Below are 16,175 nucleotides of genomic sequence, written 5' to 3' on the forward strand. Positions count from 1 at the left end.
TGGGTAGCGTGCATCGTCGAAGACCTCCGAGTCTTGAGGAGTGGTTGCGTGGTAGCTCCACACCTCACTCGGAGGTCTTCGTCATCGCCAAGCAGAAACGCCGTACCTAACGTCCGTGGTCAGAACAGCTAGCGGACAGTTCCGGAAGGCGCTGCTCAAGGGTACGGACGAGATCGATCTGACCCTCGGCGTGTTCATTCGATCGGACATCTATGAGGTCATGACCAAGTACGCCCGCGAACCGGACAAGATCGGTCCGCTCACGGTCCACTGGAATGATCCTCACCTGCTGGCGCGCGTGCTCGAGGAGCGATACGCGGCCAACCGGCGCCGTCGCAAACCCGCCGATGATGACATGTGGTCATCCATTTTCCCGGAGGAAGTCAATGGTCTGCCGGCCAAGGACTACATTCTGTGGAGAATCCTGCCGCGGCCGCGCGACATCATCTACTTCGGCAATGCCGCGTTGACAACGGCAATCAACCGTCATCACGCGATGATCACCCAAGACGACATCGCAATGGCGGACGAAAACTACTCACGCTTCGCCTACGAGGCACTGGTCGTAGAGAGCGACGCGCAAGGCTTCGACCTGGAGGAGGTGCTCTTTGCGTTCGCCGGGCTCAATGCGACGCTCACTGAGAAGGAACTTCAGGACGTACTCCTCGAAGCGAGCCATGACCCATCCGACACGAAGAATTGGCTGCTACGAACGTCTTTTCTCGGGATCGAGGTTCGCGAAGGAAAGTTCATGCACGTTGAGGGGCAGTCCGAGGTCGAGAAGAAACTTCGGGTGGCACGTAGGTCGTCGGAGCGTTCTGGCCGTCCGGTGCGTTTTAGGGTGCACCCAGCATTCCGGCATTACCTCGACGTTCGTGATGACGATCTGCACACGCCGGGTTTTGAGGACATAACGTTGACGGCAGGAGTCGAGTAGCAACTGCGACCAGCGGCGTGCAACAGGTTTGCTCTCGCCTTAAGGCGTGTCCTGCGGCACCTCCCCTTCAACCGAGGCGCGCAGCCGGCGAGCGCATGTTTTCGTCGCGGGGCCAGGCACAGACCCATCCCGATCGTGCCGAAGTGTCGGTGCCTGGTGGCACTCTGTGAACCAACAACCAATTGACCAGGGGGACGAATGCCGGCAACGAGAGTGTTCATCAGCTTCGATTACGACCACGACAACGACCTCAAGAACCTCTTGGTCGGGCAGGCTAGGAACCCCGACTCCCCGTTCGTCATCGCTGACTGGTCGATCAAGGAAGCCTCGAGCGGCTGGATGGAAGAGGCGCGTCGACGCATCCGCGCCAGCGACTGTGTCGCCATCATCTGTGGGCTCCATACCCGGTCGGCCGCTGGGGTCGCCACCGAACTGACAATCGCTCGAGACGAATCGATCCCGTACTTTCTCCTGGCCGGTCGTGCGAGTGGCACGAACCAACGCCCGACCTCCGCTCTCACCAGCGACAAGATGTACGACTGGACTTGGCCGAACCTCAAACTCCTGATCGCTGGCTCCAGGTGAGCACACCGGGTCCGTCCGAGCAGTCGAATGCCGCCGTCACCCTAGACATGTACAAGATGGCGGTCGAGATGGCCGATCGAGTCTCGGCCCGGCGAAGCGCCGCGAACACCTTCTATCTCAGTCTGCAGACGGCTGGCCTGGCCATCCTGGGGTTGGTGACCTCCCTACCGACTCAGCCGAGTGGCGGTCTGCTAGTCGCCATCTGTCTTGTCGGTGCCGCCACGGGAGCGACATGGTTCCTCCAACTACGCAGTTATCGCGACCTCAACCGAGCCAAGTTCAGCGTCATCAACAACCTCGAGGAGCAACTTCAGGTCGCCGTCTTCTCCGCCGAATGGGCATCGCTCAAGCAGGACCCCGTGTCAAGGTGGCGTCCAAGATACGCAGAACTTGGGACAATCGAGAGAGTAGTTCCGTGGTTCTTCGTGGCGATCAACCTGGTCCTGGCCGTGTACCTTCCAAGGCAATGAGCTACCTCGTTGAAGACGCCGCGCGGATAAGGGCTGCAGTCCCCATCGGAACGGACGTGCCTGATGGCGCCGACGACCTGTTCCTGCTGTACGCGGTTCTCATGAACGTCAAGGGCGAGAAGGTGACCGCTCGTGACGTTCATGACGCTTGGACTGCATGGATGGAGCTCAGAGGACAAACGCACGAGTCGATGAAGCGTTTCGCCGAGCTGTCGCCAGACACGCAGGCCGAGGACGAGCCGTTCGCGAGGGCCATTCGTACGACCGCCCAACAGCTGCAGCGCCCGGGCGACCGTCCTCTGGAAGCCTGAACCGACGCAACCCAGGTCAAAGCAATCCGATGACGCCAATCGGAGCGATCCTTTGCGCTGACCGTCTAGGTGCTCAAAGGGCGAGGTTACGGCTTCGCATGACCCGCGGCATTCCGCCGCTGTTGCCCGTCAAGTCCGATACCGCGTCGGACGACCGACGCTGGTGGAGTCCTCTCGCCCCTGCCCCTCCGGCTCGACGCAGCGGAGGGGCGCCCGACCTGCTGGTCGGCTTCACAAGATCCCGGCGTTCCGCTGCATGAGCTGGCGTTGCTCGCTTAACCTGCGCCGTGACCACCGACGAGAACATCGCCCCGCCAGAGCCGCCCACGAAGGTCTGTGCACACTGCAGTGTTCAGACGCAGACCTCAGGGGAGTTTTGTCCCAACTGCGGAAAGGGTTACGCGACTCGCCGGAGTGGCCTCAGCCGCAAGGCGATCGCGTTGACGCTGGGCGTTGTGCTCATTGTGTGTCTCATCGCGACGGGAATCGCCCTCAAGGTCAGACACGATCGTGATCAAGCGGACGAGGCCGTTGCCTTGGCTGACCGCAAGGCCGAGGAAGCGGATGCCTTGGAGGCCCAAGAGGTGGCTGACGCTGCAGAGGCGGCTCAAGAAGCGCGCCAAGAAGCCAAGGCGGCCGCCGCGCGTGCCGAACGCCGACTTCGTATGAATCTCGTGAAGCAAATGCAAGGTTCGATCACGAAGGATGCCAAGGAGCGGGTGGCTGACGGCGAGCTTGAGGGACCGATCTACTACACATCGTGCGACCCATTGGGTGGCGGATCCGTTGATGACTTGACTGCACTTACAACGACGTTTGAGTGCATTGCGGTCAACGAAAAACTCGACGGCGGCCAGTTCCGCGGTTGGGTGTTCTCAGCCACAGCCAACTGGGACGAGGGTAGTTGGACCTGGCGGCTAGGAAGCTGACCCTGCCCTGAACTGGTGTCTCTTTCCCCAGGCCCAACCGTTCTTGAGCAGATCTGCGCAACCCTGGCCAGGGACCCGCGTCCTTTCGCCACGATCACGCCTCGATGCCCGGTTTGCCGGGCCCGGACGCTTCACTGATCGTCTGACTGCACATCCTCGATCATCCGAGCGAACAAGCTATTCCGAGTCTGGCTGGTCTTGTCGACCCACTCAGCACGAGTGGCAGCCAGCAACAGCCCGCGTAGCGACTCGGCGTACTCCTTGGCGCTCGTGCGTACCCCAGCCGAGGCGACCAGCGCGAGTGTCAACTCACTGCGCATCAACGCTCTGACCGCCTCTCCGGTTTCCTTCCTGAAGTCGAGCGGTTGACCCTTTCGCCGCGCCTTAGTCAAGAGGTCCGCGGCCAACTGGTACACCTCATTGGTCTCGACCAGAAAGTCGGTGTAGGCCTGGCGACGCTCCTGGGCGCGTTGTTGCCGGAGTTGACGCGCGTGCTCCAACTCAACGAGCAGCCTGGCGTGCCGATTGTTCAAGACCGCAACCATGAGGCCCCCAAGTCCGGCAAGAAAGACCCCGCCCAACGCACCGATTAGTGCGAACCACGCCGAGGTCGTTCCCCCACTCTCCATACGATCACCTCGCAACCCGACGCCCAAGCTCTGAGTCACCACGCTAAGGCCGCGGCGGCTATCTCGGCAGTGTTCACAGCTGCGTCAATACGCCGCCTGACGACCCGGGCCCTCTCCCACATGTAGACCTGGGAAGGGGTCGCAGTCGTCGCTTTCCGTAGTTTCTGTGCGGCCCTTGTCGCGACGCTTGCCTTGGGGCCGCCTGCCAGTAAGGAACGATTAGTACTGCGCGACCATGAACGGAGGGGCCGACTGCCCATTACCCCAGAAGCATCTCGGCTCTGATATCCCGGTCCCGTTCGGCATTGTTGCGGAGGAGGCGGCAACCAGCACGGTGCAGGTGTACTCGGCATCCGGCCCATGGAAGGCCGTGAAGAGTCCCACGCGTCTGTTGGTGAACGTGGTGCTGCCCAACGTTGGGTTTCCTTGTACAGGAACCGCGCCGGTGAAGTACCGACTGCACGTCTTCCAGTCGGGAGATTGCTTGACGACCTTCATGGTGTAGGCGTAGATGAGGCGTTCGTCGGGTGCACGGTTTCGGATGTTGGCGTAGATGCCGTAGTGCCCCGCTTGGTCCGCTTCTGGCACCAACCAAGGCGTGCCGACCCATTCGGGAACGTCTGTGGACCGCGTGAGCGGATCGAGAGCACGGCAGCCTGTCTTGCTGTTGACGTAGTTGACGAGATACTTCGCCGTCGTCTCGTTGGACTTCCATTCGCCGTACGTGCCGTGCACGGCGAGCGCTTCCGAGAGGTTCTTAATCGACCAGGCTCCACGCCAGTCACAGATGAGGTCGTTCTTGCTGCAGATGTCCCAAGTGCGCTCCGTGAGGCTTCTTGGCACCGGCGGATGCTTCCCAAAAGCTTGCGCGATCCCTTGACCCGCCGCGCCGGCGTGCGGGCTGCCTTCAATCCTGGTGCCAGCATCGGGCGGCCGATCCCCGTTCCCGAAAAACACCAGCCCGGCGATCCTGGCCACGATGTCCGTTCGTCCATCAGCCTGCAGTTTTGCGGCCGCCCGCTGCATCACCATGGCGCCTTGCGAGTAGCCGGCTAGGACAACGTGTTGTGTTGGGCACTTGCGTGCGGCGTCCTTCAACCGACGCACGGTCTCGCCGACGCCCTTGTCCAGTCCATCGAAGTAGGACTTGGCTTGTTCCCAATAACCCCATAGGTCTTGAGAATCGAGGCGCGGGCGCGTCAGGCGGTCGGTGGAGTGCGCGGGGTAGTTCACCCACGATTCGTCCATCCAGCCCGATCGATTGGCCTCCAGTCGGCGCAACTCTTGCCTGAAGTTGTGAACTTCCGGGCCGTAGCCCTGCCACTTTCCAGTCGGCTGGCCGGAACCTCGGGCACCGAGGAACAGGATTCGGCTGCATACGGCGTGACTCGCGCGTAGTTCGGGTGAGGCACCGCCGGCTATTGGTAGCGCAAACATGTTGGTGCCTGCAGCCGTCACGACGACAGTGACCCCTAGGAATCGACGCCACCAGAAGCCATTAGAAAGCTCCAATCGTAGGGCTGACCGCCGGTCCAGCGCCGTCGCGGTGCCACCGAGTGTGAACCGGGCATTGGGCCGAGAAAACCCCGATATCAGGGGTAACCCGCTCAAGCTCATCCTCTGCGTCACTCAGCCGCGAAGACCCGCATCCAGGCGAGCCACCTATCGTGGCCGCCGACGGAATGCCACCGCCAGCGAGCGGGTTCACCTCCCCATTGACGCTCACTTCACCGTGATGGTTTGGGTGGGCGATCGGACGCCTTGGTAGATGGTGTCGCTGCGGCGAGTCGCAATGAAGCGGCCCTTGTGCCCGGCGAAGCCCTTACCGAGTCTCAGGCGAAGGCGCACCTTGCCTCCGGCGGTTCTTGCGGTGCGCACGATGGTCTTGTCGAGGTCTTTGAATGTGATTTTCATCGTGAAGCTGACACCGTCCGGCAGAGCAGTGCCGTCTGTGAAGGTCGGTTTGAGAGTGACGGCGCTGTCTCGTCGAACCGTGGACTTTGCTGGAATGGCGACGCCGATCTTGGACCGTATGGTCTCGACTACGAACTGGTACGGGCCGGTCTCAAACATGCCCGGGGTTCCGTAGAAGTTGACGTAGGCGTTTGCCGTGGCGTAGTCGGCGATGAACACATCTCGACGCCCAGCGGGGTCCCGCATGACGTACTCAGCAAAGTTGCAAAGGTTCTGCGCGTAGTCGTAGTCGTCGACGTCGGCTGTGAGACACATGTAGCCGTGTTCGGCGCGCCAGGCAATCGTGACTTCGTCTTGCGCGCGCAAGTTCGGGAGGCGCCAGAAGTCGATGTTGCAGTTGGCGCTGCTGGTGCATGTTCGCGTTGTGTTACCGAAGTAGGTGGTGCCGAGTGATGCCGACTGCGCAGTGGAGGGCGTGTTGGCCTCCGCAGGCGCGGCCAATGCGCCCCCGAGAAGAAGGGCCACCGCAGCCGCAGTCGTCCACGGACGAACTTTCATCGGGTACCCCCTACCAACGAGCGCGTGGCCAGACCGTATGTGGCTCCGACGGCGGGCGCCAGCCGCGACTAGACCACAGCGATCTGCGGTCCGAGGGGCGACTTCTCCCAGGCCTTGAATGACGGGCCCTGGTCCCCACGCTCGTGCGTCTATCCGCCGCGTGCCGGGCAGCGTTCGCTTGCGATGGCCGGGCCCATGCGTCGCCATAGAGCCACCAATCCCGGGACGCACCGCGGACGGCTCTTACGGGACGCGACCGCGACTGCCGCGCAGCTAGCTGTGCGTATTCCGGTAGACGTTCGGCTCGCGGGACCTCCTGACGTGCCGAGAAGAGCGCGGCCCTCGTCGTCAGATGGGATCAGTAAAGGTGATCGGCTTGCCGACGGCTTGGGCGTAGACGATCTTCCTGCGCGTCGACTCGCCGACGTACCCGCCCGGGTTGACGATCAAGACCCGGTCGGCGAGGTCAATCTTGCGTAGGTGAAGGGCGTCCAGGACGGCCTTCTGCTCGGGGGTGGGCGACTGGTCCGCATCGCTGGGGGCCACGACGATGACTCCGGCAAAGGTCAAGTCGCGGTTCGCCGCCCGCATCTCCGCCATGAATCGCGCCGAGCCACAGATGCAGACGATTTCAGGGCGATCGGTCACGGCTCGGCCTTTCCTGGACGGGGAATGGGCACGCGCGACCTTAGACGATGTGCGTTGTGCGCACTCATCTGCCGTTAGATGTGAATGTGTCCGTTAGGTGCCGCAGGCACCGACTGAGCGGTGCTGAGCACACACGGCCCGTCGCGAAGCCTCAGCCGAGGAGGTCAGCCGCTCGGAACATCCGGTGGTAGATCTCGTGCACGAGGGGCTCCTTGATTCTGTTGTAACGCATGCCGAATCCCAGCGCTCCGTTGTCATCCCCGGTGGAGGTCATCTCGGCGGCGGCGGCGCGTCTGGCATCGGCGTATCGCGTGCGGTCCTCCGGGTGCGCGATCAGCCAATCGCGAAACATCTGGTGCCGAACCATCTCGGGACAGTTCATCCCAAAGACATGTAGGTGCACCCGTGGCTCGGTCAGTTGCTTGAACAGGCGGTGTTGGTGCCAATCGGGTTCGGTGAGCCAGTGCACGTACCCGAGGGCTTCGAGATCGGGGACGTAGGCCGCCTCGTCGGCGGGGTCCGCCACGGCTAGGTCGATGTCGATGATGGGTTTGGCGGGAAGCCCTGGTACCGCGGTGGAGCCGATGTGTTGGATGCCGATTACGCGATCACCGAGACCCTCGAGGATTTGGGCTTCCAGCACGCCGTACCGCTGCGCCCAGGTGGGATCGGGTTCCTCAATCCGCAGGGTGTAGCCAGTGGGGTGGGCACCGACATAGACCACCTCGCCTGCGTCGTGATGGCGGGTGATCTCCTCCGGCGTCGGCACACGCAGATCCAATCACCTACAAACGCTTGGCGCAGAGGATGCGCACCGCACGAGGTGGGGGCCATCGGGTCGCCTTCCGTTTGCTCGACGCGAGCTCTCACGCCATGTCAGCGCGTCGGAGATCGACCGGGGTGGCTTCGTATCGCTTCCACCAGAGCCGTGCGCACAAGGTCGTGTGCGGTAGCGGGACAAGGCAGCTCCTCGAGGCCGAACCATCCGACGTCGTCGTGTTCCTCGGGAGCGGTGTTCGATGGCCTTCCCTGCCAGTCACGTACCAGCCAGGCGCTCAGGAGCGCTGCCTCATCTGCAGGCCCTACGGTCACCCGGCATAGGTGAGACGCCGAGTCCGTGGCTATCCGCACGCCCAGCTCCTCGTGCAGCTCCCGCGCGAGCGCGCCGAGTTCCGACTCGCCGGCCTCGATGCCCCCACCGGGCAGGTCCCAAAGGTTCGGGTAGGCACGCTTTTTCGGGCTTCGATGCACGAGGAGCACCCGCCCTTCACTCACTAGCGCGCCGACGACGACCTTGTGCATACGTCCACACAAGCACGGACCTCCGACACTGAAGGCGGGCATCCGTCCAGGGCCCGCGGGGTGAGATCGACCCGACCATGCCACGTTCGCGGGTCGGGCCGCTGGCTACAGAGGTCCGGTGACAGGTTGAAGACCCCTCGCGCCATGAGCCCGGTTCACGATCTCGAGCACGAAGGTAGCCTTCGCCGTCGTGTAGCGACCTCCGCCGCGGCTGGGGCGCCGTCCTACACGTCGCGCGGCGACGCGACCTCCCGCATGCGCCATAGTCCGATCGTCATCCGGAGCGTGACCAGTGCGGGATGGGCACGCGGAGCGAGCCGATCCTCTTCGATGATTGTGCTCCTGCAGCGGCTGCGCTCGTAGGCTGTGCTGGTGCCAGAGACCGCCGCCTGTCGTCCCGTCGATCCGATGTCCGACGAGGTCACCGAGCTGGCGAGCCTGTTCGAGCTGTACCGGATCCACTACGGCCAGTCGCCGGCTCCGGCCGCGACACGGGCGTGGGTCGGCGAGATGGCCAGATCCGGCGAGCTCGAGTTCTACGGCGCTTACCACGGTCTGCGGATGGTCGGATTCGCAGCCATTCACCAGGTCCCGGCATCTCTTGGGCTGGGTCGGTTCTGGCAGCTGCGCGACCTGTTCGCCGACCCCGCGGTGCGTCGCCAAGGCATCGCCCGTCGGCTGGTCGAAACCATCCAACAAGCCGCCAGCGATGCCGGTGCGCTACGGCTGTCCCTGCAAACCGAACCGGACAATGCCGCGGCACTCGCGCTGTACCGCCAGTGCGGGTTCACGATCAACGCCGCCCTCGCGACGCTGAGCCTCAACATCGCCAGATAGCGATCGGCTTGGGGGACGTGTCGTCCTCTCCCGGCGCACTCTCAGCCGATGTCCGTATCTCAGTCCGTGAGCCCAGCCTCTCAGATCGGAATGCGGACCTCACCACCAATATCGACACGGCCAGCGTTCAGCTTGGAGTGGCAAGCCGCTGACGTGTCGGCATGGGTGGTGCCTACGAGGCACTCTCGACATCCCGGCCGCCTAGCCCCGGCGGCGCTACCGGTTTCGAGTTCGATGGTGTGCACCATCTTCGTCGCACTGTGGTGGTGCACACCCCGTCGAAAGTCCGCCGGCAACCCGGCCGGGGGGGTCAGACCACGCCGAGGGCGAGCATTGCGTCGGCGACCTGGGTGAAGCCACTGATGTTGGCGCCGGCCACGTAGTCGCCCGGTACGCCGTACTCCTCGGCCGTCATGACGCAGCGCTCGTGGATGCCTGCCATGATCTCAGCCAGCCGCTGCTCGGTGTGCTCGAAGGTCCACGAGTCGCGGGACGCGTTCTGCTGCATCTCCAGCGCACTCGTCGCGACACCGCCTGCGTTCGCGGCCTTGCCAGGGGCGAAGAGCACGCCGGCTTCGGTGAGTAGGTCCACCGCATCCGGCGTGGTCGGCATGTTGGCCCCCTCGGCGACCACCTGGACGCCGTTGCCGACGAGGGCCTTCGCCGCGTCCACCGGCAGCTCGTTCTCGGTGGCACAGGGCAAGGCGACGCTGCAGGGGACGTCCCAAATCGATCCGCCGGACACGAACGAGACGGCGCTGCCCTTGATGTCGGCGTACTCGCTAATTCGACCGCGGCGGACCTCCTTGATCTCGCGCAGCAGGCCGACATCGACTCCGGCCTCATCAACGACGTAACCGGAGGAGTCGGAGGCCGCGACCACGGTACCCCCGAGTTGGTGCACCTTCTCGGTGGCGTAGATAGCCACGTTGCCGGAGCCGGACACGACGACACGTTTGCCGTCGAAGGAGTCTCCTCTGGCGGCGAGCATCTCGTTGACGAAGAAGACGGTGCCGTACCCGGTCGCTTCGGTACGGGCGTGGGAGCCGCCCCAGGTGATCCCCTTGCCGGTGAGTACGCCGGCCTCGTAGCGGTTAGTGATCCGCTTGTACTGTCCGAACAGGTAACCGATCTCACGACCGCCGACACCGATATCACCGGCCGGCACATCGGTGTACTCGCCGATGTGACGGTACAGCTCGGTCATGAAGGACTGGCAGAAGCGCATGACCTCGCCATCGGAGCGTCCCTTCGGGTCGAAGTCCGAGCCTCCCTTGCCGCCGCCGATCGGCATACCGGTGAGAGCGTTCTTGAAGATCTGCTCGAAGCCGAGGAACTTCACGATCCCGAGGTAGACGCTGGGGTGGAAGCGCAGCCCGCCCTTGTACGGCCCGAGCGCGGAGTTGAACTCGACGCGGAAGCCGCGGTTGATCTGCACCTCACCGGAGTCGTCGACCCACGGGACGCGGAAGATGATCTGGCGCTCAGGCTCGCAGATGCGCTCGATGATCGAGGCATCAACGTACTCAGGACGCTTCTCCACCACGGGGCTCAGGCTGCTGAGCACCTCGAAGACCGCTTGATGGAACTCGGTCTCTCCCTGGTTACGGCGCAAAACGTCGGCGTACACAGGTTGAAGCGCAGCGTGCAACGTCTCCATAGATCGTTCCTCTTTCAGATGAAAGCCTCACCCTAGGTCAGCACGCCGACCACCCGGGGTGAGGGTGCTCGTAGCGGATGGGCTCCCCGGTTGCCCGGTCGATGTGGGTGAGCCGATTGACTCGGCAGCGCACCAGGACCCGTGGACTGTGGATGGCGGGAGGCCGAGTCGTCCGCCGATCTGAACCGGCCCGAGCCTGTACCGCCATCGCAACCGAACGATTTCTTGCGTCAGTCGATCGGGGGTCTTGTTCGTGCTGCGGTGAGGACGGCTGGACCGATCGGCCCTCCCGCGCTGGTCACGCTCCGCGTGAGGATCGCCATTCGGGACCGTCGGACCGCGACGCTCCTATGCTTCGTCAAGCAGCTGTGGCCTCACTTTCGAGTAGGCGGTAGAGGTCGCGGGCGACGTAGCGGGCAAGGCAGCGTTTGATCTCTCGGCCGGTCTTGCCTTCGGCGGTGCGGCGGGCGACGTAGTCGCGGGTGGCTTGCTGGTACTGGATCCGGCTTTGGACCACGGTGTGCAGTGCGTTGTTGAGCTGGCGGTCGCCGTAGCGGTTGAGTCGATAGCGGGTGGTGACTTGGCCGCTGTTGGCTGGGATGGGTGCGACGCCGGCGAGCATCGCGAACGCCGCCTCGGAATGGATACGGCCGGGGTGGGACCAGGCGCACAACACCGTCGCCGCGACGATCGGTCCGACACCGAACTCCTCGAGCAGATCAGGACGCCAGGTGCGGATGATCGCCACGATCGCCTTCTGCAGCTCCCGTGCCTCTTTCACCATCGCGTGCGCGCGACGAGCCAGGGTCCGCAGCGCCACCACGGTGCTGGTTGTCTCCACGTCCCACGACGAGCGCACGCGCAGGTCGCGGCGGTGTTGAGCATCGCGGCGAGCTTCTGGCCGCGGAACCGGGCTCGGACGGGTTCGGGTGCGGCGATGACCAGGCTGAAGACCTGCTGCTGGGCCTCGGTGGAGGCACTGATCGCGGAACGGCGAGCAGCCAGAAGCACCGACAGGGCCTGCCGGTCGCCCCCACGGCGAGGTGTTCCCAACCGCGGTCGCGCCATCGCCTCACGCGCAGCGCGGATCGCATCGAGCGGATCAGACTTCGCGCCGCTGCGACGCGCGGCCCGCTTCGGGCGGTCCAGCTCGATGACGATCTCGGTCATCTCCAGCAGGTGCCGGCTCAGGCCGGCGCCGTGACCGCCGGTCCCTTCGATCGCCCAGGCCCGCTACGTCGCGTGGTTGTTGGCGAACTCCACCAACTCTGCGTAGCCCTGTGCTGTCCGCTTCGAACGGTGATCTCGTCGAGGACACCACCGGTCGCGGCGTCGATCACGGCCGCGGAGTGGGTGTGGACGTGGGTGTCGACGCCGATGACGACATCGACCAGTTCGCGTAGATCGGTCAGACTGTTCATGCGTTCTCTCCTTCGTCGGACGGGACGTGGTTCCGGTCCGGGACGGAGGCTCGGCAGGACTGTGATGAGACACATCCGGCGCCGCTAACGCCGGGTGGTCAGGCTCCTGATCAGGCCAGTTCCTCCAACCGGGCCGGGGCCGGTGACCGCGAGCGGACAGGTCGCACGAAGGCACGAAGCCAGTCTCTTCGGGGGTCACACCCGCGGTCACCAACCCACAGCCCAGCACCATCAGGCTGCGTTGGCGATCCTCACAGTCTTTTCGCCGCCAATGCCCGTGAATCGATCGCTGACCGATCCTCACGTTCTCGTACGGCTATCCACCTACGGAACGTAGGTACGCAGCTGAGGGTCGGCAGCCGCGACCTTGAGGAATGACTGTGAGGGTCGCGTTCGCAACCTGACGGTGCTGGGCTGTGGGTTTCTGACTGCGGGTGTGACCCGTGGAATGACTGGCCTTTGTGCCCTGGCGCGACTTGTCCGCTCGTGGTCGCCGGCCACTGGCTGGTTGGAGGAGCTGGACAGATCAGGAGCTTGACCACCAGGCGTGAGCCGCGCCTGGCGTGCCTCCACACAGTCCTGCCGAGCCTCCGACCCGGACCGGAACTACGTCCCCGTCCGGCGAAGGAGAGCACGCAGAACCAGTCTGACGGAGTCGGCCCGAACGCTCTCGTGAAGGCTCTGGTGATGGTGCGGCATGACAGTCTTGCGGGGCGTGCTCGCCATGCGGCACGGACAACGGGTTTCTGAGGTCTACACGCACTGACAACCTCCGCGACAGGTCAGTCCGGCGGGACTCGACCGTCGAGAATGGCGGACACCGAGTCGAGCGCAAGTGTGAGGCGCTCGCCTGCCCGCAGCATGGCGGCGAGCGACTCCCGGGCCTCCTCCGGCAGCGCGGGGCCGAGGTCCTGGAGGAGCTCGGCATGGCCGAGGAGCACCGCCAGAGGGGTGCGCAGCTCGTGCTGCAGTACGCCGAGCCGCTGCCGGCGAATCTCCGGAGGCAGCGACACGATGGGCTGCTCGTCGGTTGCGTCGGCGGCCAGGAGCAGAGCTCCACGGATCTCCCCGGCGGTGCTGCGCAGCGGGGCTGCGGTGCAGCGCAGCAGCCGGACGGGACCGACCTTCGGCTTCACCGTGACGTAGGAGTCCTGGACGCTCTCACCCGCGCAGGCGCGTACCAACGTGAGCTCGGACGGGTCGAGGGACCGGATCCCGGACGGGTCGTGGAGATTGAAGTAGGACGCCACGTGTTCGCTGGGGATGGGCTCGAACCGGGTGTCCGCAAGGCTCTCGAGCGCGGGGCTGACGTGGACGAGCCGCTGGGAGTCGTCCATCACCGCCATCGGCAGCGCAAGCTCGCCCAGCACCGTGTGCAGCAGGTCCCAACCGCTCGAGTCCGGCCGCAGGTCATCCATAAGAGGATGGTCACCCGTGCCGAACGACAGAACACCGCATCGGTACACGGGCCGCGCATCCCGGCTCGAGATCCGCGCAGATCGGCTAGCTCATTCAGGGAGCGGCCAGCGTCTGCGAGGGAAGTTCGCCGAAGGTGTCGCGGTAGGCGGCCGCGAAGCGGCCCGGGTGTCCGATACCGCACCGCGCGGTGATTTGGGCGACCGTGGTCCGGCCGGGGTCTGCCAACCTGAGTAGGCCCCGGGCGCGGTGGAGCCGGACCTCACGCACGTAGGACATCGGCGGTACGCCGGCCTCGCGGCGGAATCCTTCCTGCATGGCTCGCACGCTGACGTGCATCTCGGTCGCCAGCCGGACGCTCGACCACGGCTCGTCTGGCCGATCGTGGATGAGGTCGATCGCGCGGGCCACCGCCGACCGGGGCGCTGCGGACCCGGCGGCGTTGACTGCGTCGGTGTAGGTGTGGTGCTGCCCGAGCAGCAGCCCGTCGATCACCAGGCCGCGGACGTGACGGCCCGCCGTCGGGTGGCGGACCAGGGCCGGGCCGTGGTCAAGCTCGCGGGCCAGCATGCCTAGTAGCTCGCGCCACGCGCGGCCGGTCGGCGTCGTGAGGTCCATAGCGGGGTCGAACTCCAGGCGGGTCCGCAGGGACCGGTCCAGAAGCGTCTCGAGCTCGGCCTCCACCTCGGAGCGGGAAATCATCATGCAGAGCTGCGTGCAGTTCGCTGTCCAGGCGATCTCGGCCGGACGGCCGGGACCGAACACCGCGGCCATCCCCGGCGTCGTCACAACCGCCCCGCCCGGCCAGGCGCCCCAGGATCGGGCCTGGCCCGACAGCGGTACGTTCACGTGGAAGTTGTCGGCCTCGGCGGTCGTCAGCACGGCTGACCGGCCGTAGGACAGTCGCCCCACGGTCAACCCGCCCAGGCGGACGCCGGCGATCCGCATGTCGAGCCGCTCGCGCCCGTGCCCGAGGTCGAGGCGATTAGGCAGGAACAGCTCGGCAACGATGCTCTCGGCACGGTCCGGGTCCTCGGTGCGAACCGTGGTGACCGGCGACCAATGACTTGGCTGGGCGGAGTCGTTCATCGTCGACCTGCTCTCTTCAGGAACTCGTGGGCCAGCCCAACGGCCATGGTGCCCTCGCCGACTTCACCGACCCGCAGCGCGGGTTACCGACTGCTCCCGGCGTGCCCGTCTCGAACAGGCTCCCACACCGGCTGGTCTCGCCGATCGGCACGTATCCGTGCTCGGCCCGCTCGCCCGGCGAGAAGACGGCTGCCCCGCCAGGGGTCAGCGTCACCGCGTCGCCGCGGCCGCACCTCGACGTGGCCCTCCCGGTGACCGGCAAGTTCACGTGGAAGTTCTGGAGCTCATCGGTCAGGATCCGCAGAGCCCGGCCGTACGAGAGCCGGCCAGCGGTGAGCATGCCAAGCCGGACCCGCTCAGTTCCAAGTCGAGGCGCGCCCGGCCACAAGGCAGGTACAGCCAGTGCGGCAGGTATACCTCGGAGACGAACGCCCGCGCCTCGTCGGGACTGCGCCCGCACTCTCAGTTCCGTTCCTCGGCGATCATGGCCTGGGTCTTGGTGGCAGGCGCTCTCGGGTTGCGACGGCGATCGGTGTCCGTCTCCCCGAGGCCGTGATCCGGGGGCGCCGATCGGCGGTGCGTCGCGGCGGTCACAAGGCGTCCCGCTTCGGGACCCGGATCGCCGCGCGGTCGACGTGACGCCTCCGGCCGAAGCCTGCACTGGGCCTTTCGGGTGGCGCCTTCCATCGGAGCACCGGGTTCGGCAAGGCGGGTGGCTGAGGCGATGGGCTCGTCGCTGGCGGTGAGGACCTGAACCCGCAGCACACCGGGGTGGCGGCCTGGATGCGGTCGGCGCACGCGGGGACGCGATGCCTCATACCGCCTTAACCGCGGAACACCACCTCCAGTCACGCCTTCAGGTGATGCCCATCGGGTGGGCGGGGGCAGCCCCCGGTTGTTATCCGGTGAGCGCGGTTCGATAGCCCCTACGCGCGGGCGTATTGCGATCGCTGAACGCGTGGGGTTCGGGTGGCTGACTCTGAGAACGGTCTCGGAGCCAACAGGGGCATCCGAGCGTGCTTCCTGATGAAAGGCCCTCCCCCAATGCGTAAGTCAACCAAGATCCTCGTGGCCCTCGTGGCCGCCGGCACCGCCGCCGCCGCCGGCTCCGCTTTCACCGCCACCAGCACCATCGACGACCCCGCGATCAACGTGGGCTCGGTGGTCCAGTCGGTCAGCGGCGCCACCATCACCAACGTGAGCCACAGCTACATCGCGGCCACCGACACCACCACCGAGATCTCCGCCAAGGCCGAGCAGCTGCTCTCCACCAGCGCCGGCGTGGTCAAGATCGGGATCAACTCCGAGGCGCTCCAGGACTGCACCGTCACTCTCACCGACGTCGCCCCCCTGGGCACCGACGAAGGTGCCGGCGACTTCAGCACCATCACCTGCGACATCTCCGACACCGCGGACGTGACCAGCGTCCGCTTCGTCGTCAACGGCTGACAGGTTCCGTGAGGAGGGGG

Annotated in this window: 20 protein-coding genes and 1 pseudogene; 7 read left to right on the forward strand and 14 right to left on the reverse strand. The window is 65.2% G+C overall.

Annotated elements, in window-relative coordinates:
* Positions 1–115: 115 nt before the first annotated feature.
* The 5 genes from JWN97_RS01770 (at position 116) to JWN97_RS01790 (ending at position 3,232) form a co-directional block, all read left to right on the forward strand.
* Positions 116–937, forward strand: coding sequence for a hypothetical protein (locus tag JWN97_RS01770; RefSeq protein ID WP_297617240.1), 822 nt, complete (start codon positions 116–118; stop codon positions 935–937).
* A gap of 213 nt (positions 938–1,150) precedes the next feature.
* Positions 1,151–1,522 carry a hypothetical protein gene (locus JWN97_RS01775; RefSeq protein ID WP_297617243.1) on the forward strand — a complete coding sequence of 124 codons (372 nt, stop codon included), beginning with the start codon at positions 1,151–1,153 and terminating at the stop codon, positions 1,520–1,522.
* A 47-nt stretch (positions 1,523–1,569) separates the two neighbouring features.
* The gene (locus JWN97_RS01780; protein WP_297617246.1) at positions 1,570–1,992 is read left to right on the forward strand and encodes a hypothetical protein; all 423 of its coding nucleotides are present in this window, start codon (positions 1,570–1,572) and stop codon (positions 1,990–1,992) included.
* A complete protein-coding gene (locus JWN97_RS01785) occupies positions 1,989–2,303 on the forward strand; it encodes a hypothetical protein (RefSeq protein WP_297617249.1) in 315 nt (104 codons plus the stop codon). The genes JWN97_RS01780 and JWN97_RS01785 overlap by 4 nt, the downstream gene beginning before the upstream one ends.
* Positions 2,304–2,590: 287 nt before the next feature.
* Complete coding sequence (locus tag JWN97_RS01790; RefSeq protein WP_297617252.1) at positions 2,591–3,232, forward strand: hypothetical protein; 642 nt, start codon at positions 2,591–2,593, stop codon at positions 3,230–3,232.
* A 131-nt stretch (positions 3,233–3,363) separates the two neighbouring features.
* On the opposite strand, the gene JWN97_RS01795 is transcribed toward JWN97_RS01790, so the two are convergent.
* From JWN97_RS01795 to JWN97_RS01820, 6 genes are all read right to left on the reverse strand, one after another.
* Positions 3,364–3,765, reverse strand: a complete 402-nt coding sequence (locus JWN97_RS01795) for a hypothetical protein (protein ID WP_297617255.1) — start codon at positions 3,763–3,765, stop codon at positions 3,364–3,366.
* 315 nt (positions 3,766–4,080) lie between these two features.
* Positions 4,081–5,319, reverse strand: a complete 1,239-nt coding sequence (locus JWN97_RS01800; protein ID WP_297617258.1) for a cutinase family protein — start codon at positions 5,317–5,319, stop codon at positions 4,081–4,083.
* Positions 5,320–5,583: 264 nt separating this feature from the next.
* Positions 5,584–6,333: a hypothetical protein gene (locus JWN97_RS01805; protein WP_297617261.1), complete on the reverse strand. Its 750-nt coding sequence runs from the start codon at positions 6,331–6,333 to the stop codon at positions 5,584–5,586.
* Between the two features lie 348 nt (positions 6,334–6,681).
* On the reverse strand, positions 6,682–6,981 hold the full coding sequence (locus JWN97_RS01810) for a hypothetical protein (RefSeq protein ID WP_297617264.1): 300 nt from the start codon (positions 6,979–6,981) through the stop codon (positions 6,682–6,684).
* Between the two features lie 151 nt (positions 6,982–7,132).
* Complete coding sequence (locus tag JWN97_RS01815; protein WP_297617267.1) at positions 7,133–7,750, reverse strand: GrpB family protein; 618 nt, start codon at positions 7,748–7,750, stop codon at positions 7,133–7,135.
* A 107-nt stretch (positions 7,751–7,857) separates the two neighbouring features.
* Positions 7,858–8,283, reverse strand: coding sequence for an NUDIX domain-containing protein (locus JWN97_RS01820; RefSeq protein ID WP_297617270.1), 426 nt, complete (start codon positions 8,281–8,283; stop codon positions 7,858–7,860).
* Between the two features lie 372 nt (positions 8,284–8,655).
* On the opposite strand from JWN97_RS01820, the gene JWN97_RS01825 reads away from it, so the two are divergent.
* On the forward strand, positions 8,656–9,120 hold the full coding sequence (locus JWN97_RS01825; protein ID WP_297617273.1) for a GNAT family N-acetyltransferase: 465 nt from the start codon (positions 8,656–8,658) through the stop codon (positions 9,118–9,120).
* Positions 9,121–9,430: 310 nt separating this feature from the next.
* Here JWN97_RS01825 and gdhA read toward each other — a convergent pair whose 3' ends face one another.
* The 8 genes and pseudogenes from gdhA to JWN97_RS21165 form a co-directional block, all read right to left on the reverse strand.
* Complete coding sequence (gdhA, locus tag JWN97_RS01830) at positions 9,431–10,780, reverse strand: NADP-specific glutamate dehydrogenase (protein WP_030486124.1); 1,350 nt, start codon at positions 10,778–10,780, stop codon at positions 9,431–9,433.
* A gap of 52 nt (positions 10,781–10,832) precedes the next feature.
* Positions 10,833–11,062, reverse strand: a pseudogene (locus JWN97_RS01835) (IS481 family transposase); the annotation flags it as partial.
* Between the two features lie 76 nt (positions 11,063–11,138).
* The gene (locus JWN97_RS01840) at positions 11,139–11,603 is read right to left on the reverse strand and encodes a transposase (protein ID WP_297617278.1); all 465 of its coding nucleotides are present in this window, start codon (positions 11,601–11,603) and stop codon (positions 11,139–11,141) included.
* Positions 11,558–11,950: a hypothetical protein gene (locus tag JWN97_RS01845; protein WP_297617281.1), complete on the reverse strand. Its 393-nt coding sequence runs from the start codon at positions 11,948–11,950 to the stop codon at positions 11,558–11,560. The genes JWN97_RS01840 and JWN97_RS01845 overlap by 46 nt, the downstream gene beginning before the upstream one ends.
* Before the next feature lie 17 nt (positions 11,951–11,967).
* Complete coding sequence (locus tag JWN97_RS01850) at positions 11,968–12,201, reverse strand: hypothetical protein (protein WP_297617284.1); 234 nt, start codon at positions 12,199–12,201, stop codon at positions 11,968–11,970.
* Positions 12,202–12,983: 782 nt separating this feature from the next.
* On the reverse strand, positions 12,984–13,619 hold the full coding sequence (locus JWN97_RS01855) for a histidine kinase dimerization/phospho-acceptor domain-containing protein (RefSeq protein ID WP_297617287.1): 636 nt from the start codon (positions 13,617–13,619) through the stop codon (positions 12,984–12,986).
* Positions 13,620–13,713: 94 nt separating this feature from the next.
* Positions 13,714–14,706: an AraC family transcriptional regulator gene (locus JWN97_RS01860; protein WP_297617290.1), complete on the reverse strand. Its 993-nt coding sequence runs from the start codon at positions 14,704–14,706 to the stop codon at positions 13,714–13,716.
* Between the two features lie 16 nt (positions 14,707–14,722).
* Entirely contained in the window at positions 14,723–15,367 is a 645-nt protein-coding gene (locus JWN97_RS21165) for a hypothetical protein (protein ID WP_363321238.1), read from the reverse strand.
* 383 nt (positions 15,368–15,750) lie between these two features.
* Between JWN97_RS21165 and JWN97_RS01865 the strand changes: the two genes are divergently transcribed.
* Positions 15,751–16,155: a hypothetical protein gene (locus tag JWN97_RS01865; protein ID WP_297617294.1), complete on the forward strand. Its 405-nt coding sequence runs from the start codon at positions 15,751–15,753 to the stop codon at positions 16,153–16,155.
* Positions 16,156–16,175 lie beyond the last annotated feature (20 nt).

Source organism: Nocardioides sp., assembly GCF_025965415.1.
Taxonomy (GTDB): Bacteria; Actinomycetota; Actinomycetes; order Propionibacteriales; family Nocardioidaceae; genus Nocardioides.